The sequence below is a fragment of the Ruegeria arenilitoris genome, assembly GCF_013032855.1.
In the GTDB taxonomy this organism is placed as follows: Bacteria; Pseudomonadota; Alphaproteobacteria; order Rhodobacterales; family Rhodobacteraceae; genus Ruegeria; species Ruegeria arenilitoris.
Map to the genome: position 1 here is coordinate 516,031 of NZ_WQDA01000001.1, position 24,498 is coordinate 540,528.

Consider the following 24,498-nt stretch of genomic DNA (forward strand, 5'->3'; position numbering starts at 1 on the left):
GCGCCGTCAGTTCAATTCAGCGTGACCGCGCCAGCATGGCCAGCCGGATCAGAGCGCGCTCGACCAGGGCCATGGCCGGGGCAGTCTGCCCTGCCGACCGGAGAGACAGATCCGTATCCGTCAGCACGGTCAAAGCCGTCTGCAGCTTGTGCGCGCCCCAATTCTGCGCCTGCCGAAGGATCCGGTCACGCCGTTTGCCATAGACCGGCGGCCGGAGTTTGCCGATCCCTTGCGCTGCGCCACCGGGGTCCGAGGCGCAGGCATAGAGCGTGCGAAAATGGCGGGTCGCGCCGATGCACAGGGACACTGCATTTGTTCCCTGCGCCTGCAACCGCCGGATCAGGGGCCCGATTTCACCGGATCGGCCTTCGGCAACGACGTTGAGAACGTCATCCAGGGCCGCCTCATTGGATTGCGGCGCGCAGGCCTCGATGTCTTCGACGGCAACGTCTGAGGCATCACCGCGTTTGTACAGAGACAGCTTTTCAACGGTTTGCGCAAAGTCGCCCGGGCTGAGTTCGGTGGCCAGATCGCTGAGCACGGACATCGCGTCACGGGGAACGCTCGCAAGTCCGGCTTGGGCCAGAACACGCTCGATCTCCGCGCGCGACGGTGGATCGTCATAGATCCCGACCGCATAGGCGGCCCGATGGCCTTCGAACGCTTTGCGCAGCTTCGAGCTGGCCTTGAGCTGCCCGGCGGTCACAATGATCTGAGCGTCGCCTGGCGCCCAATCCTCGAGCGCGGCGGTGATCGCCGGGGTTGCGGCGTCGGTTGCATCCTCGACGAATACGGCGCGCGCGCCTGGAAAGAACCCGACAGCCTTCACGGCATCCAGCAGAAGGGCAGGATCCGCCCGCAGATCCGAGGCCGGAAGACGGGTCAGGCGCATTTCCTCTTCTGCACCCGGGCCCAACAGCGCGGCCAATACCTGCTGGCGCTTGAGCGCGACGCGCATCGCGTCGGCGCCGTAGATCAACAATCCCGTCTTGTCGGGGTCAGGTTTGGCGAAATACCCCTCGGCGTCGCGCGGGGACAGCTTCATGAAGCCAGGCCCGGTGCGGAATACAGGCGCGTGACGATCTGATCGGACAGGATGACCATCAGCCTCTCTTTGGCATCCCGTTCATCAGCGAGCGTGGAAACGGTGGACCCCGCGGCTGAGTAGCCTACGAAATCGGCCACAGTGCCGGACACAAGGATCTGGCCCGTTTCATTGGATCTCAGCGTATAGCTGGCGCGCCCGTCAATCGAATACCGGTTGGTCTCGTTCGAGGTCGTGATGGCGGCCCCGCGGGTCACCGTAGAGACCTGCACATTCAGGCTGTAATCCTTGGCTGAACTGACGCTGCGCCCGAGGGACTGCTCCAGATTCTGCACCAGAAGGTAGCTTTCGACCGAATCTGGCGCTGACACGGCGACCTTGCCGTATAATTCGCTGCCAGCGCCGCCCGGGGCATAAACCGGCTGGAACCCACAAGCGGGCGCCACGGTCAACGCCGCCAACGAAAGCAGCAGGTTTCTACGGTCAAACAACGACATTCACGATCCGGCCCGGAACAACGATCACCTTTTTCGGAGCAGCGCCATCCAGCGCCTTCTGCACAGCTTCGGTGCTGAGCGCGATTCTTTCAACCTGCGTCTTGTCCAGATCCTTGGCCACGCTGATTTCGGCACGGCGCTTGCCGTTGATCTGGATGGGCAGGGTGACGGTATCATCGACCAGCATCGACTCGTCCGCCACCGGCCAGGGCGCCAGCGCCACCAGCCCTTCGCCGCCCAGCATCTGCCACAGCTCTTCGGACAGGTGCGGCGTCATCGGCGACATCAGCTGCGCCAGCGTCATGGCCGCCTGCCGCTTGGCCTGCGCGCCCGCCTTGGATTTGGCCAGCGTGTTGGTAAAGGCATAGAGCTTGGCGATCGAGGCGTTGAAGCCGAAGGATTCGACCCCGCCGGTCACGTCATGGATGGTCTTGTGCATCTCGCGCAGCAGCGCTTCGTCCTCGGCATTGGCCGGGGCGTCGGATGCGGCGATCTCGGACACGATGCGATGCACGCGGCTGAGGTGCTTGTGCGCGGCCTCGGCGCCGGCGGCGGTCCATTCCACGTCACGCTCGGGCGGCGAATCGGACAGCACGAACCAGCGCGCGGTATCCGCCCCGAAGGCCGAGATGATGCTGACCGGGTCCACCACGTTCTTCTTCGATTTCGACATCTTGGCCGAGGGAATGATCTCGACCGGCTCGCCCGTCGCCTTCAGCTTGCCGTCCTCGACCTCTTCGGGAAGGTGATAAACCGGGCGGCCCTTGTCGTCGCGGGTCTGATAGATTTCATGGGTGACCATGCCCTGGGTGAACAGCGCGTCGAACGGCTCGATCGCCTTTTTCGGCAGATGCCCGGTGATGTGCATGGCGCGGGCGAAGAACCGCGAATACAGCAGGTGCAGGATCGCGTGTTCGATGCCGCCGATATACTGGTCCACGTTCATCCAGTACTCGGCTTCGGCCAGATCGGTCGGCGTTTCCGCCCGCGGGGCGGTGAAACGGGCGAAATACCACGACGAATCGACGAAAGTGTCCATCGTGTCGGTTTCGCGCTTGGCCGGTTTGCCGCAGGACGGGCAGGCACAGTCGCGCCAGGTCGGGTGACGATCCAGCGGGTTGCCCGGTTTGTCGAAGGTGACATCGTCGGGCAGCCGAATCGGCAGGTTTTCCTTTTTCTCCGGCACCACGCCGCAATCGTCGCAATGTACCACCGGGATCGGACAGCCCCAGTAGCGCTGGCGCGACAGGCCCCAATCGCGCAGGCGGTACTTGGTCACGCCTTTGCCCCAGCCGGCCTTCTCGGCAAAGTCGATAGTCGCGTCGATGGCTTCCTGTCCGGTGGCCTCGGTCAGACCGGCGAAATGGTTGACCCAGCGCACCTTCTGCTCTTTCGGCGGGACGAAGGCGATCTTGTCCACCGGCGTGTCGTCATCCAGGGCAAAGAAGGTGTCGATTACCGGCAGGTCGTATTTGCGGCAGAAATCCAGGTCGCGCTGGTCATGCGCGGGGCAGGCAAAGATCGCGCCGGTGCCGTAATCCATAAGGATGAAATTCGCGATCCAGACCGGCAGTTCCCAGTTCGGGTCCAGCGGGTGTTTGACGCGGATGCCGGTGTCGAAACCCAGCTTCTCGCCGGTCTCGATGGCCTCTTCCGTGGTGCCGCCCTTGCGGCATTCGGCAACGAATTCAGCGACTTCGGGGTTCTCGGCCTCAAGCTGCTTGGCTATCGGGTGATCGGGCGAGATACCCACGAAAGACGCCCCCAACAGCGTGTCCGGCCGCGTGGTATAGACGGTGATGGGTGCATTGCCGTCGGTGCGCTCGAAGGAAAACTCCAGCCCGCGTGACTTGCCGATCCAGTTCTCCTGCATCAGCCGCACCTTGGCGGGCCAGTTGTCGAGCGTATCCAGCGCATCAAGCAACTCTTCCGAGAACTCGGAGATCTTGAAGAACCACTGGGTCAGCTCGCGCCGCTCGACCAATGCGCCCGAGCGCCAGCCGCGGCCGTTTTCGACTTGTTCGTTGGCCAGCACGGTCATGTCCACCGGGTCCCAGTTGACCACGGCGTTCTTGCGATAGACCAGCCCCGCATCCAGCATGTCGAGGAACAGCGCCTGCTGCTGGCCGTAATATTCCGGGTCGCAGGTCGCGAACTCGCGCGACCAGTCGATCGACAGGCCCAGCGGCTTCATCTGCGCGCGCATGTCGGCGATGTTGCCATAGGTCCAGTCCTTGGGGTGGCCGCCGATGGCCATGGCCGCGTTTTCCGCCGGCATCCCGAAAGCGTCCCAGCCCATCGGGTGCAGAACGTTGTGCCCGGTGCTCAGCTTGTGGCGCGCGATCACGTCACCCATGGTGTAGTTGCGCACATGCCCCATGTGGATGCGCCCCGAAGGATAGGGGAACATTTCCAGCACATAGTATTTCGGTTTGTCCGCCGTCCGTTTGGCGGTGAAGATCCCGGCCTTGTCCCAGGCCTCTTGCCATTTTGCTTCGATTTCGTTGGCCGAGTAACGCGACATCATGCGGTCCTTCGTGAATGAAAACGCCGGGCAGGGGCCCGGCGTGGTAATATTGTGATTTTCTGCGGGTTGCTAGAGCTTGTTGTCCGCGATCCGCAGCTGGCGCGCCCGCGAAAGAATCGCATCTTCGACCGCACGCGTGGTCGCCGCGCTGACCGGAGCGCCCCCGCTGGTCTGCAGAGCCACCGAAAGGGACCGCGCCGCCAAGGCCGGATCACTGATGTGCACGGTTGCCCGATAGGACCGCCCACCGCCCGGCGGTTTGCCGTAACCCGTTATGATCACGCCGGTAAACGGATCCACCTCCTGCACCGGCAGGAAGCTGAGCACATCCAGCGACGCCGCCCATAGGTACCGGTTGACCTGGGTGACCTGTTCCGAGTTGTTGGGGCCGAACACATCCCAGATGGTCGAACGATTCGGATCGTTGAGCTCGCGGGCCTCGGACGAGCTGCCGTCGGCGGATAGAACATTGGGGTTGGGCGACGTGCTCCGATTCTGTCCGCACGCAGAAACGGAGGCAGTCAAAACGGTCAAACCCAAAATCGTCAGCAGGCGCATCGTCGGCAGGTCCTGTTTTAACATGTTTTGCTTTGCTAGGAGATACTCCTAGACAACGTACTGTGCTGCAACAACCCCATTCTTGGCTTACGTACCGGTGTCGCTGAAATATCGGGGTGAATTCGACTGTGGCATCCTTGCACCAATTTGGGGCCAAAGAACCGAAGCTGTCCAAGGCATGCTTGCGCAACAGGGGCAAAAAGAGCGAAACGGTCTGCGTGCTGAGACATATGCAGCAGGTATGTGTCGAGTAGAAATTATTGAAACCGAGGGAAACAAGATGAAAAAAGTTCTCTTCGCATCGACCGCACTGATCGCAACCGCATCGGTTGCCGCGGCCGAAGTTAAGTTCAGCGGTTATGGCCGCTTTGGTATCGGTTACCTGGAAGACCGTACCGGCGTTGTGACCAACTTCAACACGGGTCAGCCGCTCATCACTACTACCACCAGCGGTAGCACGACCACCGTGACCACAACCAGTGGTGCGACGGTTACCACCACCACCACCAACACCACGACCGTTTCGACCGACGAAACCATCCTGGTCTCGCGCTTCCGCCTGAACATCGACGGCATCGCGGAAACCGACGGTGGCGTCCGCTTTGAAGCACGTGTTCGTCTGCAGGCTGACGAAAACGCCGGCACCGGCGAAGCAAATGCAGCCGGCCTGAACGGCGCTCGCTTCTCGGTCATCTACGGTGGTCTGCGTGTTGACGCCGGCAACGTTGCTGGTTCGTTCGACAACTTGGCAAACTACTACGGTAACGAGCCGGGCCTGGAAAACTTCATCGGCCAGTACTCGGGCGTTGACTACAGCTTCCTGGGCTACTCGTCGACCGGTGCAGGTTCGAACGCTGTGTTCTTCCAGTACGCAGTTGGTGACTTCGCCTTCGGCGCATCGTACGACCAGGCAACCTTCGGCCTGAACGGTGTTGCAGACAGCGCAGACCGCTGGGACATCAGCTTCACCTACAGCTTCAACAACTTCACCGCAGCTGTTGCTTATGGTGAAACCAGCGCCATCGGCGACGTTGTTGAGAAGCAGAGCCTGGCAGTTCTGACCCTGGGTGCTGAATTCGGCGACTTCTCGGGCACCATCTTCGTCGCAGACGATGACGTTGCAGACGACTCGCTGAACGGCACTGCATACGGTCTGTCGGCAGCCTACAACGTTGGCGCTGCAACCACCCTGACCTTCGCTTACGGCGACGGTTCGGCGGACAACGACACCCAGCAGTACGGCATTGGCGCCATCTACGACCTGGGCGGCGGTGCATCGCTGCGCGGTGGTATCGGCCAGTCGAAAGTTGGCGACGGCGACGGCCGCCTGCGCGCTGACTTCGGTGCTCAGTTCAACTTCTAAGTTGATCTGAACCGCAAGGTTTGAGGGCGGGTCTTCGGACCCGCCCTTTTCTTTTGCGCCGACATGGTGTTTTTCTGCGGACAAATGGAAACAGAGGGAATCCATGTCGCTGCAAGAAATCACCGCCCGCATCGCCAAGGCCGAAGCCGCAGCCGGCCGCCCCAAGGGCTCGGTCCGGCTGATTGCCGTATCCAAGGTGCAGCCCAACGACCGGGTCGAGGCCGTGTTGAAGCAGGGTCACCGGTGTTTTGGTGAAAACCGGGTGCAGGAGGCCGCCGGCAAGTGGCCCGCCTTCCGTGAAAGCTATCCCGATATTGATCTGCATCTGATTGGTCCGCTGCAAACCAACAAGGCGCGGCAGGCGATGGAACTGTGCAACGCGATCCACTCGGTCGACCGTCCCAAACTGGCCAAAACCCTTGCGCGGCTGGCGCAAGAGGTGGGGCAGTGTCCTGATCTATTCATTCAGGTAAATACCGGCGAAGAGGCTCAGAAAGCCGGGGTTATACCCGCCGAGGCCGATGATTTTGTCGCCGAATGTCGATCACTTGACCTGCCGGTGCGTGGGTTGATGTGCATTCCGCCCGTCGACGAGGAGCCCGCGCTGCATTTTGCTTTGCTGGCCAAGATCGCGGGCAGGAACGGGCTGGATGGCCTGTCCATGGGGATGAGCAGCGATTTTGAAACCGCGATCGCGCTGGGTGCAACTCATGTCCGGGTGGGGTCGGCCATTTTTGGTGACCGGGTCAAACCCGAGGAATGATGATCCGGGTTCCGGGTGCGACGCGCCGCGCGATCCAGTGTAGATGGTCGCGCCGTAACGCCACGCAGCCTTCGGTAGGATAACCCGGTCTGCGCCACTGATGCAGAAAGATCGCTGATCCGCCGCCCGGTGTGGCGACGGGCCAATTCCAATCGGTAATCAGCACCAGATCGTACAGCGGGTCAGCCCGACGCAGGCGTTCGTGACTGCATGGATAGGGCGCCCGAACGTGTTGGTTGTAGTCCTGATCCCTATCGTCATCCGACCACAGATCGCCCGGCCCGATGGGCAAAGCCCACGGGGCTGGCGGGGCAATCCGATCCGGGCGGTACAGCATCCCGACAATGTGGTGGTGCCCTGTGGGGGTGGCCCCGTCGCCCTCGCGCTTGTGGTTGCTCAGGCCACCTTTGCCGATGGTGCAGGGAAACCTGCGGCCGAAGAACCGCACTCCGGTCGGCGTTACCACCAGATCAAGAGGGCTCACAGCAAGTGGCCCGATTTTGAGGCCTTGGTCGCCAGATAGGCCCGGTTGTGGGCGGTTTCCCCGACCTTCAGCGGCACACGCTCGGTAACGGCAATCCCGGTCCGTTCCATCATTGCGATCTTGGCGGGGTTGTTGGTCAGCAACCGGACCGAACTGAACCCGAGCGATTTCAGGATGTCCGATCCAAGGCGGAAATCGCGCTCGTCATCTTCAAACCCAAGCCGGTGGTTGGCTTCGACCGTGTCGAAGCCCTGATCCTGCAGGAAATAGGCGCGCATTTTGTTGGCCAAGCCGATCCCGCGACCTTCCTGGTTGAGATACAGCAGAATCCCATGCCCCTCGGCCCCCATCTGGGCCAGGGCACCGCGCAGTTGCGGGCCGCAGTCGCATTTCAGGCTGCCCATCAGGTCACCGGTAAAACAGGCCGAATGCAACCGTGCCAGAACAGGTTTCGAGCGATCCGGGCGGCCGATTTCGATGGCATAGTGCTCCTCGCCACCGTCCTCTGGGCGGAAGACGTGCAGACGACCGGCCTCGGACACCTCCATCGGCAGGCGCGCGGCGACCACCTCGTGCAAGGGGCTGCGATCGGCCAGATGCGGCGCGGCGCGTGTGTGGTCTATGCAGGTCAGACCGTGCGTCGCCGCAAAGGCCCGGCCGTTTTCGACCGCAACCACCACCGCGGCGGGCAGCAGGCGGGCGGATTTGGTCAGTGCGATTGCGATGCGATGCAGGTGTGCATTGCCCTGGCGCTGAGTCATCAAGGGCCCCTTCATCGGGGCATTCAGGTCATCGGACGGGTCTGCAACCGCCTGCACCCACCCCAGATCAGCTTCCGCCGGGATCACGACCCGAGCAAGATCACCGTCATAGGCGCGGGCTTTGAGCGTTTCGGCCCGTCGTCCGGTGATGGCAACCACAGGCGTGTCGCCCAGACCCCTCAGGTCCGCCAGACGCTGCGGGTTGAGTGTCTCTGCGGCGACGGCGACAACGCTGAAATCCCCGTCATCCGTCAGCACGACCGGAACGCCCATCCGAAGGTCGGCACGCGCCCGGGCCAGCAACTCGGTGATGTCTGGAATGAGACTCATTGATGTTATCCTGTAACGTTCGACCCTCGTCCTAGCCCGTTCGAAAGGAAATGTGAAACATTTCCGGCCCACCAGACACGAGGGCGTGAGAGCATTGCAGCAAAACTTGTTGATTGCATCTTCCACGCTCAAGTGTTGCAAAAGGTTTAGGAGGACCGGGACATGGCGCAACTCAAGAAAATCCTACTGGTCGATGACGATGAAGACCTGCGCGAGGCGCTGAGCGAGCAGTTGGTGATGACCGAGGACTTTGATGTATTCGAAGCCTCCGACGGCCAATCCGCGATGGAGCGTGCGCGCGAAGCCATCTATGACCTTGTGATCCTGGATGTGGGTTTGCCCGACACAGATGGGCGCGAGCTGTGCCGCCTGATGCGCAAGCAGGGGGTCAAAAGCCCGATCCTGATGCTGACCGGCCATGACAGCGACGCAGATACGATTCTGGGTTTGGACGCGGGCGCCAACGATTATGTCTCAAAGCCGTTCAAGTTCCCGGTGCTTCTGGCCCGGATCCGTGCGCAGCTGCGCCAGCACGAACAGTCTGAAGATGCCGTTTTTGTCCTGGGGCCCTATACTTTCAAACCCGCGATGAAGATGTTGATCACCGAGGACGACCGCAAGATTCGGCTGACGGAGAAGGAAACCAACATTCTCAAGTTCCTGTATCGCTCGACCGACGGCGTGGTGGCGCGCGATGTGCTGCTGCACGAGGTCTGGGGCTACAACGCCGGTGTAACCACACATACGCTGGAAACGCACATCTACCGGCTGCGTCAGAAAATCGAGCCCGATCCCTCCAATGCGCGCCTTTTGGTCACAGAATCTGGTGGATATCGACTGGTGTCGTAACCATAGGTGGATTGATGTGGATCAAAGTGATACTCTGCAAGCATCTTTAGGATAATCCCATCCCGTGCATGTCCGGGTCATGACATGTACCTCCCTGTTGGACTGCCGGGCCTTTGGCCCGGCTTTTTTTCGGATGGCACCCCGGTACCTGCCGCGCTAGTTTGCCCGAGTCGCGACAAGGGAACCCCGATCATGCCTTTCACTCTGGCCACCTGGAACATTAATTCCGTTCGCCTGCGCGAGCCGATCGTGCTGAAGCTGCTGCAGGAAGAAGCGCCGGACGTGCTGTGCCTGCAAGAGTGCAAATCGCCGGTCGACAAGATCCCGACCGAGGGATTCGCGGAACTTGGCTACACCCACATGATTGCCCGCGGTCAAAAGGGCTATAACGGCGTGGCCATCCTGTCGCGCCTGCCGATCACGGATCTGGGCGATCAGGACTTTGCCGGGCTGGGCCATGCCCGGCATGTGGCGGGGCAACTGGAAAACGGGGTGATCATCCACAATTTCTACGTCCCGGCAGGCGGCGACGTTCCCGATCGCGAGGTGAACGAGAAATTTGGCCAGAAGCTGGATTACCTGACCGACATGCGCGACTGGTTCCACGCTGAAAAGCCGCAGAAATCCATTCTGGTCGGTGACCTGAACATCGCCCCGCGCGAGGATGACGTGTGGTCGCACAAGCAACTGCTCAAGGTCGTGTCGCACACGCCGATCGAGGTCGCGCAACTGGCCGAGACGCAGGATGCGGGCGGCTGGGTCGATATCACCCGGCAGGACATCCCCGAGGGACAGCTCTACAGCTGGTGGTCCTATCGCGCCCGCGACTGGGATGCGGCTGACAAGGGGCGGCGCCTGGATCACGTCTGGGCGACGCCTGATATCTCGAACGCCGGCCATTCCAGCCGCGTCCTGCGCGACGCGCGCGGCTGGGAGAAGCCCAGCGACCACGCGCCCGTCTTTGCCAGTTTCGATCTTTGATCGGTGCGGGATTCCGCAACTCGGCCCTTGGTTTCCCAGTCGGCTGGTTGCATATAAGGCCCAAGACTGAATCCGGAGAGTGAATGCCATGGAACTTCTGAACGGCGCAGGCAGCCCCGCAGCCACCGATCTGATCAAAGACGGAACCGAGGCCACTTTCATGGCCGATGTCGTCGAGGCATCGCAGGAATTGCCCATTATCGTCGACTTCTGGGCGCCCTGGTGCGGTCCCTGCAAGACCTTGGGTCCGGCCTTGGAAGAGGCCGTGACCGCGGCCAAGGGCGCGGTCAAGATGGTGAAAATCAACGTGGACGAGGCGCAGATGATCGCCTCGCAATTGCGTATCCAGTCGATTCCGACCGTCTACGCCTTCTTCAAGGGGCAGCCGGTTGACGGATTCCAAGGCGCTTTGCCAGGATCGGAGATCAAGGCCTTTATCGACCGTGTGATCGAGGCTGCCGGGGGCCAGAGCCCGGGCGGCCAGCTGGACGAGGCCGTGGAGGCCGCCGAAGAGATGCTGAATGATGGCGCGGCAGTGGATGCGGCCCAGACCTTTGCCGCCATTCTTGGCGAAGACCCCAAACATGCCGCGGCCTATGGCGGCCTGGTGCGGGCGCAAATCGCGATGGGTGACCTTGATCAGGCCGAGGCGATCCTGAACGGCGCTCCGGCCGAGATTTCAACGACGGCAGAGTTGGAAGCTGCCCACGCGCAGCTGGAACTTGCCAAGCAGGCCGCAAATGCCGGGCCGGTGGCCGAGTTGACGGCAGCGGTCGAAGCTGACCCCGACAACCATCAGGCCCGGTTTGACCTGGCGCAGGCGCTCTATGCCAACGGCAAGGCCGCCGAGGCGGTTGACCAGCTTCTGGAGCTGTTCCGCCGCGATCGGGAATGGAATGATGGCGCAGCCAAGGCGCAGTTGTTCACCATATTCGATGCGCTCAAGGCCAATGACCCGATCGTTTTGAACGGTCGCCGCAGACTCAGCTCGATGATATTTGCCTAACCGCGCATCAGAGCTAGAATCGGAAACATGATGCATCCCGCCGATCTGCCGGACACGGTGTCCGTGTTTCCTCTGCCCGGGGCGCTGTTGCTGCCCCGGTCACGCCTGCCGCTGCATATTTTCGAGCCACGCTACCTGCAAATGCTGGATGACGCCTTGAAAACCAAAGAGCGGTTGATCGGCATGGTCCAGCCGAACCCTTGCCAGAACGACGACACCAAGTTGCATCGGATCGGATGCGCCGGACGTGTCACGCAGTTTTCCGAGACCGAAGACGGGCGCTATCTGATCACGTTGTCCGGTGTATCCCGGTTTCGCATCCAATCCGAATTGGATGGTTTCACGCCGTATCGTCGCTGCGCCGTTACTTGGGACGGGTTCGACCGCGATCTGGGCAAAGGGGAAATAGACGATACGTTCGACCGGTCCGGCTTCCTGCGTTTGCTGGGGCGTTACTTTTCCGCCCGCCAACTGTCGACCGATTGGGAGTCGCTGAACGAGGCGGATGACGAATTATTGGTCAATTCCCTGTCGATGCTTCTGGATTTCGACCCTGAGGACAAGCAGGCCCTGCTTGAGGCGCCGTGCCTGCGCACCCGGCGCGAAACATTGGTCACACTGATCGAATTCTCGCTGCGCGGGGGTTCAAACGAGGAACAATTGCAATGACTGAAACGGAACCGGGGTTCGACCGCCATATGCTCGAGGCGCTGATCTGCCCCCAGACCCACACCACCCTGGAATATGACGCCGAGCGGCAGGAACTGGTCTCGAAAGCCGCTGGTCTGGCCTTTCCCATCCGCAACGGGATTCCGGTGATGCTGGTGGATGAGGCGCGCAAGCTCGACTAGATCGGGCGGCCCTGCAGCAGCCTGGGCAGGTCGCCTGTCAAACCGGCGGCCTCTCGCACGAAGCCGCGGCGCAGACCGGGCAGAGAGCCCACGATGCCCATTCCGATGTCGCGCCCCAGCCGCAAGATCGGATTGTCGTTCGAGAACAGCTTGTTGAACACATCCGTCGCCATTGCCAGAGCCGCCGTGTCAAAGCGGCGCCACTCCTGATAGCGCTCCAGAACCAGCGCCGAGCCGATGTCCTCTCCGCGTCGCCCGGCCAGCGTCAGCACCTCGGCCAGCGCGCCGACGTCGCGCAGCCCGGCGTTCAGCCCCTGACCGGCGATCGGGTGCATGCCATGGGCCGCATCACCCACCAGCGCCAGCCGGTCGGCGATGAAGGAATTGGCGATGGTCAGGTTCAGCGGATAGGTGAACCGGTCGCCCTGCAGGCGGATGTTACCCAGAAAATCGCCGAACCTGGGCCGCAGAACTTGAAGGTACTCGGCCTCGTCCAGCGCGTTGATGCGCTGCGCGGTGTCAGAGCGTTCGCTCCAGACGATCGAGCTGCGATTGCCGGTCAGCGGCAGGATCGCCAGCGGGCCGGGTGGCATGAAGAACTGATGTGCGATGCCGTGATGGGGCAGGTCGTGTTCGATGGCGCAGACCAGCGCGGTCTGGCCGTAGTCCCATCCGGTCCGCTTGATCCCGGCCCGGGCGGCGGTGCCGCTGCGACGGCCGTCGCACCCCACCAGAAGCCGACCGGACAGCGCCGATCCGTCATCCAGCGTCACGGTCACGCCACCAGGCCCGGTTTCCTGCGCAACCACGGTTTTGCCATCGACCCGGGTGATCGCCGGGTCCGCCGCCATCGCCGCAAGAAATGCGCGCCGCAGGTGACGGTCCTCGACCATATAGCCCATCGGGCCTTCCTCGATCTCGGCATGGTCGAAATGCATGAAAAACGGCGACGGGCCTGCGCCCGCATGGCCATCGGTGACCTTGATCTCCAACATCGGCTGGGCGTGGTCCGCGACCCGCTCCCAAATGCCGATCGCGGCCAGCAACCGTTGCGAGGCCAGCGCCAGCGCATAGGCACGCCCGTCGAACGCCGCGTTCTTGCGCACCTTCTCGGCCAGCGCGTCGATCACGGTGACGCTGTGCCCGGTCTGCGCCAGCGCCAGCGCCAGGGCAGGGCCGTTCAGCCCGCCGCCCACGATCAAGATATCGGAAACCTGTGTCATGCGGTGCAATATGCGCGCCCTTTCGGGATTGTCCATGTGCAGTCCTGTCGCTACCGTCGCCGAAACACGAATTTTTCCGACAAGGGGGCAAAGATGCAGGACTGGCTGACCATGACGGCATGTGACCTGGGCCGGGGGATCGGCATGGGGCAGATCGATCCCGAGGAACTGACCGAGGTCTATCTGGCGGCCATCGACGCCCATCCGCACCGCGATCGCATCTATGCCCGCGTCACGCATGACCGCGCCCGCGCCGAAGCCCGCGCGGCCAAGGAACGGGTGGCCCAAGGGCTGCGCCGGTCCCTGCTGGATGGGGTGCCGATCAGCTGGAAGGATCTGTTCGACACCGCCGGGATCGGAACCGAGGCCGGATCGGCCCTGCTGCGCGGCCGAGTTCCCGACCATGACGCAACCGTTCTGCGCAACGCGACGGCCATGGGCGCGGTCTGTCTGGGCAAGACGCATATGAGCGAGCTGGCCTTCTCGGGCCTTGGCCTGAACCCCGTCACCGCGACGCCGCCCTGCGTGAATGACAAAAAGGCGGTTCCGGGCGGGTCGTCCTCGGGTGCGGCGGCGTCGGTGGCCTTTGGTCTGGCGGCCTGCGGAATCGGCTCGGATACGGGCGGATCGGTGCGCATTCCGGCCGCGTGGAACGACTTGGTGGGGCTGAAAACCACGTCGGGGCGGTTGAGCCTCGAGGGCGTGGTGCCCCTGTGCCTGCGGTTCGACACGGTCGGCCCGCTGGCGCGGTCGGTCGAGGATGCGGCGCAGATGCTGGCGCTGCTGGAAGGCGGAACGCCGGCCGATCTGCGGGGCGCCAGCCTGAAGGGGCGGCGGTTTGCCGATCTGCAGACCATCGCGCAGGACGATCTGCGCGACGCGCCACGCCAGGCCTATGCCGAGGCGCTGGACCGCCTGCGTGATGCAGGGGCCGAGATCGTGCCGCTGGAGGTGCCGGAACTGACCGAGGCGATGGGCCTGTCCGGTGTCCTTTACACCACCGAAGCCTATGGCCTGTGGCGTGACGTTATCGAGGCCAACCCCGAGGCGATGTATCCCGAAATCCTTGAACGGTTCCGCGCGGGCAAGGGGCATTCCGGCCCGGATTACGTGGCCGCGTGGTCGCGCCTGAAAGCCTGCCGATCGGTCTGGGACGCGGCCACCGCCGGCTTCGACGCGGTTCTGGCCCCCACCGCGCCGATCCTGCCGCCGGATCTGGACCGGCTGATGAATGACCATGACTACTACGTCACCGAGAACCTTCTGGCTCTGCGCAACACCCGGATCGGCAACCTGATGGGGCTGGCGGCGCTGTCGCTGCCCACTTCGACACCGTCCTGCGGACTGATGATGTTGGGCTATCCGGGCTCGGAGGAGGCGCTTTTGCGGCTGGGTGCGGCGGCCGAGGCGGTTCTGGCCTGAATGCCACAATCCCCTGATTCGGAACCTCTTTGTCTGGACGCGCGGGGGTTCGGCCTGTAATCTACTGGAAAACCGGGGCGCCAATGATCCCGGTATCGAGGCAGCAGTCATGAATTTCCCCGAGCGGTTTTCGAACCTACCGGCCTATGCTTTTCCGCGTCTACGCGCCCTGCTCGACCATCACGCGCCGGGCGGCGATGTCGTGCATATGACGATTGGCGAGCCCAAGCATGACTTTCCGCCCTGGGTGACCGATGTCATCGTGGAAAACGCCGCCGGATTTCAGAAGTACCCGCCGAACGAGGGGTCCGACGCGCTGCGCGGGGCCATCGCCGACTGGATCGACCGTCGCTATGGCGTGCGGATGGACCCCGAGACCAACATCATGGCGCTGAACGGCACGCGCGAGGGGTTGTACAACGCCGCCATGGCGCTCTGCCCCGAGCAGAAGAACGGCCAGCAGCCGGTCGTTTTGTGCCCCAACCCGTTCTATCAGGTCTACATGGTGGCCTCGATCTCGGTCGGGGCGCAGCCGTATTTTGTGCCGGCCACCGCGGCCACCGGGCATCTACCGGACTATGCCGGCCTGCCAGAGGATGTGCTGAACCGCACCGCCGTCGCCTATATCTGTTCGCCTGCGAACCCGCAGGGTGCCGTCGCCTCGCGCGACTACTGGGCCGAGCTGATCCGGCTGGCCGAGCGGTACGATTTCCGCATCTTCGCCGACGAGTGCTATTCCGAGATCTACCGCGACACGCCGCCCACCGGCATCCTGACCGTCGCGCAGGAGCTGGGCGCCGACCCAGAGCGGATCACGCTGTTCAACTCGCTGTCGAAACGCTCGAACCTGGCGGGGCTGCGGTCGGGGCTGATCGCGGGCGGGCCGGAAAGCATCAAGCGGGTCAAGCAGTTGCGCGCCTATGCCGGGGCGCCCTTGCCGCTGCCGTTGCAGGCCGCCGCGGCCAGGGTCTGGGCCGATGAGGCGCATGTTCAGGAAAACCGCGCGCTGTATCAGGAAAAATACGCCATCGCCGATCAGGTGTTTGCGGGCGTTCAGGGCTATATGCCGCCCGAGGCGGGGTTCTTTCTTTGGCTGCCCGTCGAAGATGGCGAGCAGGCCGCATTGAAGCTGTGGCGGGAAACCGGGGTTCGGGTCCTGCCGGGGGCATATCTTTCACAAGGGGATCCGGGGCAGAACCCGGGCAAAGGCTTTATCAGGGTCGCGATGGTGGCCCCAAAAACAGAGATGCAGCGCGGGCTGATCACGCTCCGCGACTGCATCTATTCGTGAGGTACGAGGGCACATGGCATCTTACAACGCGCGCAACCGCGACCCATTGTTGGACAGCACCACCCAGGCCGCGATCGAGCGGCGCAGCAAGGAACTGATCGGGATCGCCCTGATTCTGGCCGGCCTGGCCGCCGCGGCGATGATCTGGTCCTACACGCCGGATGATCCCAACTGGATGGTCTCGACCGACGCGCCGGTGCAGAACTGGCTGGGGCGGTTCGGCGCTTCGATCGCCGCGCCGTTGTTCATGATCGTGGGCTGGGGCAGCCTTGGCATCGCGCTGGTGCTGGTCGGCTGGGGCGCGCGCTTTGCCGGCCATTTCGGCGAGGATCGCGCCGTGGCCCGCCTGATTTTCGCGCCGATCTGGATCGCCGTCCTCTCGGTCTATGCCGCAACCCTGGTGCCCGGCGCCGAATGGCGCGCGACGCACAGCTTTGGTCTGGGCGGTCTGTTCGGCGACACGGTGATGGGTGCGCTGCTGACGCTGTTGCCGATCTCGTCGCATTTCATGGTCAAGCTGATGTCGCTGGCCATGGCGGCCGGCATGCTGGCATTGGGCGTCTTTGTGCTGGGTTTCACCAAATCGGACGTCCGGCGCGGGTTCCGGGCTTTCCTGCTGGGTCTGGTGATGGCCTATGACATGCTGATGACCGCGCTGGGGCAGGGGGCTTCGGCCACGGCCCGTGCGGCGCAGGCGCGCCGGGAAAAGTGGCAGGAACGCAAGGCAACCCAGGCCGCCGGTGCCGAATTCGAGGATGAACTGGCCTATGCCGATCCGGTCTTTGAAGAGCCCGAGATCGCAGCCCCCGAGCCCGTAAAAACGGGCCTGCTTGCGCGCATGCCTGGCCTGATCCGCCGCCCCGAGCCGATGCCCGAACCCGAACTGGTCGATCCGGAACCCGTTACCGGATATGACGAGATGCCGGGCGAGGACCGGATCCGTTCGAAGATCTCCGCGGTGATACAGAACCGCAAGGTCGCCACCGGTGAAATCGCGCCCGAGCCCGATCCGAACCGCCCGCTGACCAAGGGGCGCGGCCGTGGTCCCGACCCGCTGATCCTGAATGCGCCGCGTGCGGGCAACCTTCCGCCCGAACCTCCGCTGACTGCTGCCGGGCTTCCGCCCGAGCCGCCGTTGACAGGGCACCCGGCGCAGCCTTCTGCGGATATGGAGACGTTCGCGGAAGACCCGCTTTCGGCCTATGCGCCTGAGGATATCGACGACGATCAGGTGTTCGAGGATTCAGAGGACCCAATCGCCGAGGCGCGCCCGGCCATGAAGATCCCGGTTGCCGAACCGCGCAAGCCGGTTGTCGCGCAGCCAGTCCGGCGCAACGTCCTGCCGTCGCGACGGGCTCAGGCCGAAGCGCAGCCCAGCCTGTCTTTCGAAGAGCGGCACACGGATTTCGAACTGCCGCCGCTCAGCCTGTTGACGAACCCGTCGGGCATTCAGCGTCATCACCTCAGTGACGAAGCGCTGGAGGAAAACGCGCGGATGCTGGAGAACGTGCTGGATGATTATGGGGTCAAAGGCGAGATCGTCAGTGTCCGCCCCGGCCCTGTCGTCACGATGTACGAGTTGGAACCCGCACCGGGCCTGAAAGCCAGCCGCGTGATCGGGCTGGCCGATGATATCGCCCGGTCTATGTCGGCGCTGTCGGCGCGTGTCTCGACCCTGCCCGGACGCTCGGTCATCGGCATCGAATTGCCCAACGAGAACCGCGAGATGGTGGTCCTGCGCGAAATCCTGGCAAGCCGCGATTTCGGCGACGGCACCCATGCGCTGCCGCTGGCGCTGGGCAAGGATATCGGCGGAGACTCGGTCGTGGCCAACCTGGCCAAGATGCCTCACCTGCTGATCGCCGGGACGACCGGTTCGGGCAAGTCGGTGGCGATCAACACGATGATCCTGTCGCTGCTCTACAAGCTGACACCGGACGAATGCCGCCTGATCATGATCGACCCCAAGATGCTGGAACTTTCCGTCTATGACGGCATCCCGCACCTGCTGTCGCCGGTCGTGACCGACCCAAAAAAGGCGGTGGTTGCCCTGAAATGGGTCGTGGGCGAGATGGAGGACCGCTATCGCAAGATGTCCAAGATGGGCGTGCGCAACATCGCCGGCTACAACGGCCGGGTGAAGGACGCGTTGTCCAAGGGCGAGATGTTCAGCCGCACGGTCCAGACCGGGTTCGACGACGAAACCGGAGAACCCGTTTTCGAGACGGAAGAGTTCGAACCCAAGGCCATGCCCTATATCGTCGTCATCGTCGATGAGATGGCCGACCTGATGATGGTGGCCGGTAAGGAGATCGAGGCCTGTATCCAGCGTCTGGCCCAGATGGCGCGGGCCTCGGGCATCCACCTGATCATGGCCACGCAGCGGCCCTCGGTGGACGTCATCACCGGCACGATCAAGGCCAACTTCCCGACCCGGATCTCGTTCCAGGTGACGTCGAAAGTCGACAGCCGGACCATCCTGGGCGAGATGGGGGCCGAACAGCTGCTGGGGCAGGGCGACATGCTGTACATGGCTGGCGGCGCCAAGATCACTCGCTGCCACGGGCCGTTCGTGTCGGATGAAGAGGTCGAGGAGGTCGTGAACCACCTCAAGCAGTATGGCCCGCCCGACTATGTCGGCAGCGTGCTGGACGGCCCGTCCGAGGACAAGGCCGACAATATCGACGCGGTTCTGGGGCTGAACACCGGCGGTAACACCAATGGTGAGGATGCGCTGTACGATCAGGCGGTTGCCATCGTGATCAAGGATCGCAAGTGTTCAACCTCGTACATCCAGCGGAAACTTGCCATCGGCTACAACAAGGCTGCACGGCTGGTCGAGCAGATGGAGGACGAAGGCGTTGTTTCGGCAGCAAATCACGTGGGCAAACGCGAAATCCTCGTCCCGGAACAGTAGGATATTTAATAACAAGGGCAGAGCGCATATCTGTGTGTCATGAAACAGATTGCCTTTGCCCTTGCCCTTGCTTTGACTGCCCCTGCAGCCTGGGCCGCCGACAAGCTTCCCTTGTCGCAGATCTCGAACTATCTGAACGGATTGAAGGCCGTTCAGACGACGTTTACCCAAGTCAACGATGACGGATCGCTGAGTACCGGCAAGCTGTGGCTGCAGCGCCCCGGAAAGATGCGGTTCGAATACGATCCGCCCAACAGTGCGGTCGTGTTGGCCAATGCCGGCACGGTGATGGTGTTCGACCCCAAATCAAACCAGCCGCCCGAGCAGTACCCGTTGAAGCGCACACCGCTGTCGCTGGTTCTGGCGCGCAACGTGAACCTGTCGCAGGCCAACATGGTAGTCGGCCACACATTTGATGGCACAGCCACGGTCGTCACCGCGCAGGACCCGAAAAACCCCGAGTCCGGGCGGATCGATCTGATGTTCACGGCTAATCCGATCGAGCTGAGGAAATGGGTCATCTACGACAACGCCGGGGGTCAAACCACGGTGCTGCTGGGTCCCCTCAACGAAGATGTCAGAATCGACAGCGGCCTGTTTTCGAACAAGGCGCGGCGCGGGTCAGAAAATCGCTGACCCGCGGCTCTTTCAATAGCGGCAGCTGGACAGCTGCGCCTGGTACATCTGCGCGCGTGCGTCCACGTCATTGGCCACGTTCAATAACCAGGTCTTGCCGTAATGGCTGCCGCGTGCGTAACCCGCGCGACCTTCGTGATACGCCAGATACTGGTTCCGCGTGTCGCTGGTCGAGATGCCGATCTTCTGACTGCTTTTGTTCATGTACCATCCGACGAAATCTGATGCGTCACGAATGCGGTCACGCTTGGCGCGCCGCTTCCCGGTTTCGCGCTGGTATTCTTCCCAGGTTCCGTCCAGGGCCTGGCTGAAGCCATAGGCGCTGCTCTGACGGCCCATCGGAATAACCCCAAGAACATATTTGTGGGGCGTCCGGGCGTCGTGACGATAGCGGCTTTCTTGGTAGATGGTTGCCATCTGGACATGGACCGGAACACCCCATTTGCGTTCGGTGCTCTTGAACGCCTTGATCATGTCCGGCCGCTCGCGTGCGATGGCGCAAGCGTCATTGAGGTTGCTGGGCGGACGCTGTGCGCCGCCCCCACAGGATGCCAAAAACAGCACCCCGAAGAGTACGAGAAGTTTTCTGCTCATGTGCCTCGTGCCTTTTTTCTTTATTCTAGCGCAGATTGCAGGCCGAGGAAATCACAATCGTATAAGAAACCCTGCAGCAGGCCGACGACTGTCAGGCATAGGTTCACAGACTGTTTCCGCGAATTTCAGATCAATGATTGGCAATTGCCGGCGGAAAGGTTTAGTAAGTGCCTTGGGGGCTGAAACAATGCTGAAGACACATGCAAAGTACCGCCTAGGCCAGGTGGTTCGTCACAAGAAACATCCCTTCCGAGGGGTGATTTTTGACGTGGATCCGGAATTTGCGAACACCGAGGAATGGTACGAGGCAATTCCCGAAGACAGCCGCCCGATCAAGGATCAGCCGTTCTACCATTTGCTGGCCGAGAACGATCAATCCTTCTATGTGGCTTATGTATCAGAGCAAAATCTGATTGCCGACCAGTCTGGCGAACCTGTTGATCATCCTGATATTCCCAACATGTTCGGGCCGTTTCAGGACGGCAGCTATCCGCTGCACTTCCAACTGAACTGATACGGTGTTGACGCCGTTGCGGCGTCAGTAACCCAAAGCGCAACCGTCCTTTCGGGGGTCGCTGGCGCCCTCCAATACTCCGCTTTGACGGATTCGGATCGCCTGGGCGCCGCCCAGAGGCGTTTCCGTTTCGACGACATTGTGCCCCATTTCCGACAATTGTTGCGCGATCCTGCGATCGTAACTGGGTTCGATCTTCAAGATCGAACCGTCGGCAAAAACGCGGGGTGCGTCGACGGCGTGCTGCAGCCCCAAGTCGAAATCCAGAAGGTTGGAAACCAGGCGCGCGTGGCCTGTCGGCTGATAGGCCCCGCCCATCACGCCGAACGGCATAGCTATCTGCCCGTTTTGCTTCAGTATCGCGGGAATGATTGTGTGCATCGGGCGCTTGCCGCCGCCCAGTTCGTTCGGATGTCCCGGTTCAAGGTTGAAACCACATCCGCGGTTCTGCAGGAGAATGCCAAACTTTTCCGAGGCGATGCCCGATCCGAAGCTGTGGAAGATGGAGTAGATCAGAGAAACAGCCATACGATCCCGGTCGACGACCGTGACATAAACCGTGTCCTTGTGCACCGCTTCGGTCAGCGGGGCGGCGGCGGTCATGGCGCGCCGGGGATCAATCAGCTCGGCCAGCTTTGCCGCCGTTTCCGGCGCCAGAAAATGTTCCATGCGCGACGACTGATCCGGGTCGGCGATGAACCGGTTGCGTGCATCGTAGGCCAGCTTGGTCGCCTCGGCTTCGATATGCGCCCGTTCGGCGCCCCACGGGTCCATGCCTGCAATGTCGAAATGCTTGAGGATGTTGAGAAGCAGGATCGCAGTCGCGCCTTGTCCGTTCGGCGGATGTTCCAGCAGTTCAGCGTTGCGGTAGTCACCTCCGACCGGTGAGGCTTCGATGAACTTTGTGTCGTGAAAGTCCGTGGCCGAATGAACACCGCCTCGGGAATTCAACGCGGCCAGCATGTCATCGGCGATTTCGCCCTCGTAAAAGGCGTCACGCCCCCTTCGGGCCACGCGACGCAGGACTTCTGCCTGACCCGGAGCGCGAAACACCTGACCTGTCGTTGGGGCGCGGCCGTCGATCAGATAGTGATCCCGGGCTGCGCCCTGCAGCGTTTCGGCCCCGATCGACCAGTCATGCGCGACGCGAGGTGCAACCGGAACGCCCGTTTCGGCATAGTGAATTGCAGGTTGAAGAAGGGCCTCGATCCCCAATCGACCCTCGGCCTCTGACAGGTGGCAGAATGCGTCAACAGCCCCGGGGATCGTCACCGCTTCGGGGCCGTCAAGTGGCACCGCAGCCAACCCACGGGCCCGCAGATCTTCGGCCGAGGCGCCAGCGGGCGCCCGCCCGGATCCGTTCAGCGCGCGCACCTTCGTTTCGCCAGCGCGATTGTAAAGAACGAAACAGTCGCCACCCAGACCTGTCATCTGCGGTTCGCAGATGCCCAGAAGTACGCCCGCGGCAATGGCGGCGTCCATTGCGTTTCCGCCGCGGCCCAGAATATCCAGCGCCACCTTTGCAGCCAGCGGATGCGAGGTTGCGCACATCCCTTCGGTCGATAAAACCTCGGAACGGCCGGGGGCGTGAAAATCGCGCATGGAATGGGTCTCCTCCTGAACGCGTCGACACTAGGGTGCCGTTGGCTGATGTCCAGTCATTTCAAGGAGAAGGTCCTCGGCGCCGTTCACTGGGTGGGGGCTGTGACACATGGCGCCGAGGGAAGCTATCTGAGCTACCCCTTGTTTCTGCCGGTCGTTTGCGGCGCGACAATGGTCCGATCTGGGCGTTATTGTGGCCGATCCGCTTTTTTTGTGCGCTCAAACCGCAAGAATAGCAGGTTTTGGCCGTTTCTGCGGTCATACCGCACCTCGTCGGCCAATGTGCGGATCAGGAACCAACCGAATCCACCTTCGGGCAGGTTTGAAGTATCGGTTTCCACACTGGCGGGAATACCATCAGGCATCTTCAGGCCGGGCAAGGGGTGCCCGGTGTCAGTGATCTGGACCTCCAGGTAATCTTTGGAGTCCAGCACGGAAACCCGAACCATTCCGGGCGCGCGCTCAGCATAGGCGTGTTCGACAACATTGTTGATCGCCTCGGCCAACACGATCTTGATGTCGGCAGTCTTTTGCCCCGGCAAACCGAGATTCGACAGCCCCGCGTGCAACGAAGCGATGGCGCGGCTGGCCTCGGCTTCGACGGCAGGGAACGCCACTTCGAGTCGGCCGTCTTCGCAGTTGACTGTCACGCCATTTGCCCCCTGACGCTTCACTCCAACTCGGAGGCCAGCGCGTCATCCAAGTTGGGATGCAGTTTGAAAACCGTATCCATCCGCGTCAGCCGAAAAACCTTGGCCACGACAGGCTGCAATCCTGCCAGTTCCAGCCTGCGCCCATTTCCAAGTTGCTTCATGGACGCCACGATCGCGCCCAATCCACTGGAGTCTATGAACTCGACCGCAGACAGATCCAGGATGATCCGACCGGCACCATCTGCGGTTTGGGTCCGCATGTCTTCCTTGAACTGTATCGCCATGGCGGCGTCGATGCGGGCGGCGTCGACTGTGATGATCTGCGTCTCGCCTGTCGTTTTGCTGCTCAGTGCCAAGTGACTTCCCTCGGATTCCGTCGATCGATCGTAGAAATACGCTAGACGGCATTTCTTACCATTCGGTATCCAAGCACTCGACAAAAGGAGGAGTCGTCACATGAAAGAGGTTGTGATCGCTGGTGCGGCCCGGACGCCGATGGGCGGGTTTCAAGGAATGTTCGACGGCGTGCCTGCGGCGGAACTGGGTGGCGTCGCCATTCGTGCGGCGCTTGAAAACGCCAAAACGCAGACGGTCGACGAGGTTTTGATGGGCTGCGTTCTGCCCGCCGGTCAGGGGCAGGCTCCGGCGCGGCAGGCAGGGTTCGCGGCAGGTCTGGGTGAAGAGGTGCCTGCGACCACGCTGAACAAGATGTGCGGGTCGGGCATGAAGGCGGCGATGATGGCGTTCGATCAGATCGCGCTTGGCCATGCAGACTCGATGGTTGCGGGTGGGATGGAAAGCATGACGAATGCGCCCTACTTGCTGCCCAAGATGCGCGGCGGGGCTCGTATCGGTCACGGCCAGGTGGTGGATCACATGTTCCTGGACGGGTTGGAAGATGCCTATGACAAGGGCCGCCTGATGGGCACTTTTGCCGAAGACTGCGCCGAGGCTTATCAATTCACCCGAGAGGCGCAAGACGAATACGCGTTGAAATCGCTGTCGAACGCGCTCGAAGCGCAGGCCAGCGGGGCCTTCTCGGACGAGATCGCAGCCGTCACGGTCCGAAGCCGCAAAGGTGAAATCATTCAGGATTCGGATGAGCAGCCCAAATCGGCGCGGCCGGAAAAGATACCGACGCTGAAGCCGGCATTCCGCAAGGATGGCACGGTGACGGCGGCCAATTCCTCGTCAATCTCGGATGGCGCAGCGGCGCTGGTTCTTGCTGCGGCTGACACGGCCGAGGCGCGCGGCCTGAATGTACGTGCCCGCATCCTGGGCCACGCGAGCCACGCCCAGGCGCCCGACCTTTTCACGACGGCTCCGGTCCCGGCCGCGCAGAAGCTGCTGGAACAGATCGGTTGGAGCAAGGACGACGTGGACCTGTGGGAAGTGAACGAGGCGTTTGCCGTTGTTCCGATGGCCTTCATGCACGAAATGGGCCTGCCGCGCGACAAGGTCAACGTCAACGGTGGCGCCTGCGCCCTTGGTCATCCGATCGGTGCCTCAGGTGCACGCATCATGGTGACGCTTCTAAATGCACTCGAGAAGCGTGGCCTGAAGCGCGGAGTGGCCGCGATCTGCATTGGAGGCGGCGAAGGCACCGCAATCGCGATCGAGCGGGTTTGACG

At 62.3% G+C, this 24,498-nt stretch carries 24 protein-coding genes; 13 read left to right on the top strand and 11 right to left on the bottom strand.

Annotated elements, in window-relative coordinates:
• Positions 1-16 precede the first annotated feature (16 nt).
• The 4 genes from holA to GOW72_RS02505 form a co-directional block, all read right to left on the bottom strand.
• Positions 17-1,045 (bottom strand): DNA polymerase III subunit delta, encoded by a 1,029-nt coding sequence (gene holA, locus GOW72_RS02490; RefSeq protein WP_170364912.1) that lies wholly within the window; start codon positions 1,043-1,045, stop codon positions 17-19.
• The gene (gene lptE / locus GOW72_RS02495; RefSeq protein WP_170342238.1) at positions 1,042-1,542 is read right to left on the bottom strand and encodes an LPS assembly lipoprotein LptE; all 501 of its coding nucleotides are present in this window, start codon (positions 1,540-1,542) and stop codon (positions 1,042-1,044) included. Before lptE ends, holA begins: the two co-directional genes overlap by 4 nt.
• On the bottom strand, positions 1,529-4,066 hold the full coding sequence (leuS, locus tag GOW72_RS02500; RefSeq protein ID WP_170364914.1) for a leucine--tRNA ligase: 2,538 nt from the start codon (positions 4,064-4,066) through the stop codon (positions 1,529-1,531). Before leuS ends, lptE begins: the two co-directional genes overlap by 14 nt.
• Before the next feature lie 72 nt (positions 4,067-4,138).
• Positions 4,139-4,627, bottom strand: coding sequence for a DUF3576 domain-containing protein (locus GOW72_RS02505; protein WP_170341302.1), 489 nt, complete (start codon positions 4,625-4,627; stop codon positions 4,139-4,141).
• A gap of 280 nt (positions 4,628-4,907) precedes the next feature.
• Between GOW72_RS02505 and GOW72_RS02510 the strand changes: the two genes are divergently transcribed.
• Together GOW72_RS02510 and GOW72_RS02515 are read left to right on the top strand one after the other, a co-directional pair.
• Positions 4,908-5,990, top strand: a complete 1,083-nt coding sequence (locus GOW72_RS02510; RefSeq protein ID WP_170365997.1) for a porin — start codon at positions 4,908-4,910, stop codon at positions 5,988-5,990.
• 103 nt (positions 5,991-6,093) lie between these two features.
• Entirely contained in the window at positions 6,094-6,753 is a 660-nt protein-coding gene (locus GOW72_RS02515) for a YggS family pyridoxal phosphate-dependent enzyme (RefSeq protein WP_170364916.1), read from the top strand.
• Here GOW72_RS02515 and GOW72_RS02520 read toward each other — a convergent pair.
• Complete coding sequence (locus GOW72_RS02520; protein WP_170364918.1) at positions 6,737-7,237, bottom strand: L,D-transpeptidase family protein; 501 nt, start codon at positions 7,235-7,237, stop codon at positions 6,737-6,739. The genes GOW72_RS02515 and GOW72_RS02520 overlap by 17 nt on opposite strands.
• Positions 7,234-8,328, bottom strand: a complete 1,095-nt coding sequence (gene ribA, locus GOW72_RS02525; RefSeq protein ID WP_170364252.1) for a GTP cyclohydrolase II — start codon at positions 8,326-8,328, stop codon at positions 7,234-7,236. The genes GOW72_RS02520 and ribA overlap by 4 nt, the downstream gene beginning before the upstream one ends.
• 162 nt (positions 8,329-8,490) lie before the next feature.
• Here ribA and GOW72_RS02530 point away from each other — a divergent pair, with 162 nt between their 5' ends.
• From GOW72_RS02530 to GOW72_RS02550, 5 genes are all read left to right on the top strand, one after another.
• A complete protein-coding gene (locus GOW72_RS02530; protein WP_093964262.1) occupies positions 8,491-9,177 on the top strand; it encodes a response regulator transcription factor in 687 nt (228 codons plus the stop codon).
• A gap of 192 nt (positions 9,178-9,369) precedes the next feature.
• On the top strand, positions 9,370-10,158 hold the full coding sequence (locus tag GOW72_RS02535; RefSeq protein ID WP_170364920.1) for an exodeoxyribonuclease III: 789 nt from the start codon (positions 9,370-9,372) through the stop codon (positions 10,156-10,158).
• Positions 10,159-10,246: 88 nt separating this feature from the next.
• Positions 10,247-11,164, top strand: a complete 918-nt coding sequence (locus GOW72_RS02540) for a thioredoxin family protein (protein ID WP_170364924.1) — start codon at positions 10,247-10,249, stop codon at positions 11,162-11,164.
• 27 nt (positions 11,165-11,191) lie between these two features.
• A complete protein-coding gene (locus GOW72_RS02545) occupies positions 11,192-11,833 on the top strand; it encodes an LON peptidase substrate-binding domain-containing protein (protein ID WP_093964265.1) in 642 nt (213 codons plus the stop codon).
• Positions 11,830-12,015, top strand: coding sequence for a Trm112 family protein (locus GOW72_RS02550; RefSeq protein WP_093964266.1), 186 nt, complete (start codon positions 11,830-11,832; stop codon positions 12,013-12,015). Before GOW72_RS02545 ends, GOW72_RS02550 begins: the two co-directional genes overlap by 4 nt.
• Here GOW72_RS02550 and GOW72_RS02555 read toward each other — a convergent pair.
• Positions 12,012-13,238 carry an FAD-dependent monooxygenase gene (locus tag GOW72_RS02555; protein ID WP_170364925.1) on the bottom strand — a complete coding sequence of 409 codons (1,227 nt, stop codon included), beginning with the start codon at positions 13,236-13,238 and terminating at the stop codon, positions 12,012-12,014. The genes GOW72_RS02550 and GOW72_RS02555 overlap by 4 nt on opposite strands.
• 93 nt (positions 13,239-13,331) lie before the next feature.
• On the opposite strand from GOW72_RS02555, the gene GOW72_RS02560 reads away from it, so the two are divergent.
• From GOW72_RS02560 to GOW72_RS02575, 4 genes are all read left to right on the top strand, one after another.
• Entirely contained in the window at positions 13,332-14,660 is a 1,329-nt protein-coding gene (locus GOW72_RS02560; protein WP_170364927.1) for an amidase, read from the top strand.
• 109 nt (positions 14,661-14,769) lie between these two features.
• On the top strand, positions 14,770-15,951 hold the full coding sequence (locus GOW72_RS02565; RefSeq protein WP_170364929.1) for an aminotransferase class I/II-fold pyridoxal phosphate-dependent enzyme: 1,182 nt from the start codon (positions 14,770-14,772) through the stop codon (positions 15,949-15,951).
• Positions 15,952-15,964: 13 nt separating this feature from the next.
• Entirely contained in the window at positions 15,965-18,868 is a 2,904-nt protein-coding gene (locus tag GOW72_RS02570) for a DNA translocase FtsK (RefSeq protein WP_170364931.1), read from the top strand.
• 39 nt (positions 18,869-18,907) lie between these two features.
• Complete coding sequence (locus GOW72_RS02575; protein ID WP_170364933.1) at positions 18,908-19,504, top strand: LolA family protein; 597 nt, start codon at positions 18,908-18,910, stop codon at positions 19,502-19,504.
• A gap of 12 nt (positions 19,505-19,516) precedes the next feature.
• Here GOW72_RS02575 and GOW72_RS02580 read toward each other — a convergent pair whose 3' ends face one another.
• Positions 19,517-20,098, bottom strand: coding sequence for a transglycosylase SLT domain-containing protein (locus GOW72_RS02580; protein ID WP_093964271.1), 582 nt, complete (start codon positions 20,096-20,098; stop codon positions 19,517-19,519).
• Positions 20,099-20,285: 187 nt separating this feature from the next.
• On the opposite strand from GOW72_RS02580, the gene hspQ reads away from it, so the two are divergent.
• Positions 20,286-20,612: a heat shock protein HspQ gene (gene hspQ / locus GOW72_RS02585; RefSeq protein WP_170341320.1), complete on the top strand. Its 327-nt coding sequence runs from the start codon at positions 20,286-20,288 to the stop codon at positions 20,610-20,612.
• A 24-nt stretch (positions 20,613-20,636) separates the two neighbouring features.
• Here hspQ and GOW72_RS02590 read toward each other — a convergent pair whose 3' ends face one another.
• From GOW72_RS02590 to GOW72_RS02600, 3 genes are all read right to left on the bottom strand, one after another.
• On the bottom strand, positions 20,637-22,214 hold the full coding sequence (locus GOW72_RS02590) for a gamma-glutamyltransferase family protein (protein WP_170364935.1): 1,578 nt from the start codon (positions 22,212-22,214) through the stop codon (positions 20,637-20,639).
• A gap of 188 nt (positions 22,215-22,402) precedes the next feature.
• Positions 22,403-22,864: an ATP-binding protein gene (locus tag GOW72_RS02595; RefSeq protein ID WP_170342288.1), complete on the bottom strand. Its 462-nt coding sequence runs from the start codon at positions 22,862-22,864 to the stop codon at positions 22,403-22,405.
• Between the two features lie 20 nt (positions 22,865-22,884).
• The gene (locus tag GOW72_RS02600) at positions 22,885-23,223 is read right to left on the bottom strand and encodes an STAS domain-containing protein (protein ID WP_170342291.1); all 339 of its coding nucleotides are present in this window, start codon (positions 23,221-23,223) and stop codon (positions 22,885-22,887) included.
• Positions 23,224-23,323: 100 nt separating this feature from the next.
• On the opposite strand from GOW72_RS02600, the gene GOW72_RS02605 reads away from it, so the two are divergent.
• The gene (locus tag GOW72_RS02605; RefSeq protein WP_170364938.1) at positions 23,324-24,496 is read left to right on the top strand and encodes an acetyl-CoA C-acyltransferase; all 1,173 of its coding nucleotides are present in this window, start codon (positions 23,324-23,326) and stop codon (positions 24,494-24,496) included.
• Positions 24,497-24,498 lie beyond the last annotated feature (2 nt).

What these genes read in the sequence shown, in the direction of transcription:
- GOW72_RS02605 (WP_170364938.1), top strand. Translation starts at nt 23,324, where the DNA reads ATGAAAGAGGTTGTGATCGCTGGTGCGGCCCGGACGCCGATGGGCGGG.
- lptE (WP_170342238.1), bottom strand. Translation starts at nt 1,542, where the DNA reads ATGTCGTTGTTTGACCGTAGAAACCTGCTGCTTTCGTTGGCGGCGTTG.
- GOW72_RS02555 (WP_170364925.1), bottom strand. Translation starts at nt 13,238, where the DNA reads ATGACACAGGTTTCCGATATCTTGATCGTGGGCGGCGGGCTGAACGGC.
- GOW72_RS02590 (WP_170364935.1), bottom strand. Translation starts at nt 22,214, where the DNA reads ATGCGCGATTTTCACGCCCCCGGCCGTTCCGAGGTTTTATCGACCGAA.
- GOW72_RS02550 (WP_093964266.1), top strand. Translation starts at nt 11,830, where the DNA reads ATGACTGAAACGGAACCGGGGTTCGACCGCCATATGCTCGAGGCGCTG.
- ribA (WP_170364252.1), bottom strand. Translation starts at nt 8,328, where the DNA reads ATGAGTCTCATTCCAGACATCACCGAGTTGCTGGCCCGGGCGCGTGCC.
- hspQ (WP_170341320.1), top strand. Translation starts at nt 20,286, where the DNA reads ATGCTGAAGACACATGCAAAGTACCGCCTAGGCCAGGTGGTTCGTCAC.
- GOW72_RS02575 (WP_170364933.1), top strand. Translation starts at nt 18,908, where the DNA reads ATGAAACAGATTGCCTTTGCCCTTGCCCTTGCTTTGACTGCCCCTGCA.
- GOW72_RS02545 (WP_093964265.1), top strand. Translation starts at nt 11,192, where the DNA reads ATGATGCATCCCGCCGATCTGCCGGACACGGTGTCCGTGTTTCCTCTG.
- GOW72_RS02510 (WP_170365997.1), top strand. Translation starts at nt 4,908, where the DNA reads ATGAAAAAAGTTCTCTTCGCATCGACCGCACTGATCGCAACCGCATCG.
- GOW72_RS02540 (WP_170364924.1), top strand. Translation starts at nt 10,247, where the DNA reads ATGGAACTTCTGAACGGCGCAGGCAGCCCCGCAGCCACCGATCTGATC.
- GOW72_RS02570 (WP_170364931.1), top strand. Translation starts at nt 15,965, where the DNA reads ATGGCATCTTACAACGCGCGCAACCGCGACCCATTGTTGGACAGCACC.
- leuS (WP_170364914.1), bottom strand. Translation starts at nt 4,066, where the DNA reads ATGTCGCGTTACTCGGCCAACGAAATCGAAGCAAAATGGCAAGAGGCC.
- GOW72_RS02535 (WP_170364920.1), top strand. Translation starts at nt 9,370, where the DNA reads ATGCCTTTCACTCTGGCCACCTGGAACATTAATTCCGTTCGCCTGCGC.
- GOW72_RS02515 (WP_170364916.1), top strand. Translation starts at nt 6,094, where the DNA reads ATGTCGCTGCAAGAAATCACCGCCCGCATCGCCAAGGCCGAAGCCGCA.
- holA (WP_170364912.1), bottom strand. Translation starts at nt 1,045, where the DNA reads ATGAAGCTGTCCCCGCGCGACGCCGAGGGGTATTTCGCCAAACCTGAC.
- GOW72_RS02565 (WP_170364929.1), top strand. Translation starts at nt 14,770, where the DNA reads ATGAATTTCCCCGAGCGGTTTTCGAACCTACCGGCCTATGCTTTTCCG.
- GOW72_RS02505 (WP_170341302.1), bottom strand. Translation starts at nt 4,627, where the DNA reads ATGCGCCTGCTGACGATTTTGGGTTTGACCGTTTTGACTGCCTCCGTT.
- GOW72_RS02560 (WP_170364927.1), top strand. Translation starts at nt 13,332, where the DNA reads ATGCAGGACTGGCTGACCATGACGGCATGTGACCTGGGCCGGGGGATC.
- GOW72_RS02580 (WP_093964271.1), bottom strand. Translation starts at nt 20,098, where the DNA reads ATGAGCAGAAAACTTCTCGTACTCTTCGGGGTGCTGTTTTTGGCATCC.
- GOW72_RS02530 (WP_093964262.1), top strand. Translation starts at nt 8,491, where the DNA reads ATGGCGCAACTCAAGAAAATCCTACTGGTCGATGACGATGAAGACCTG.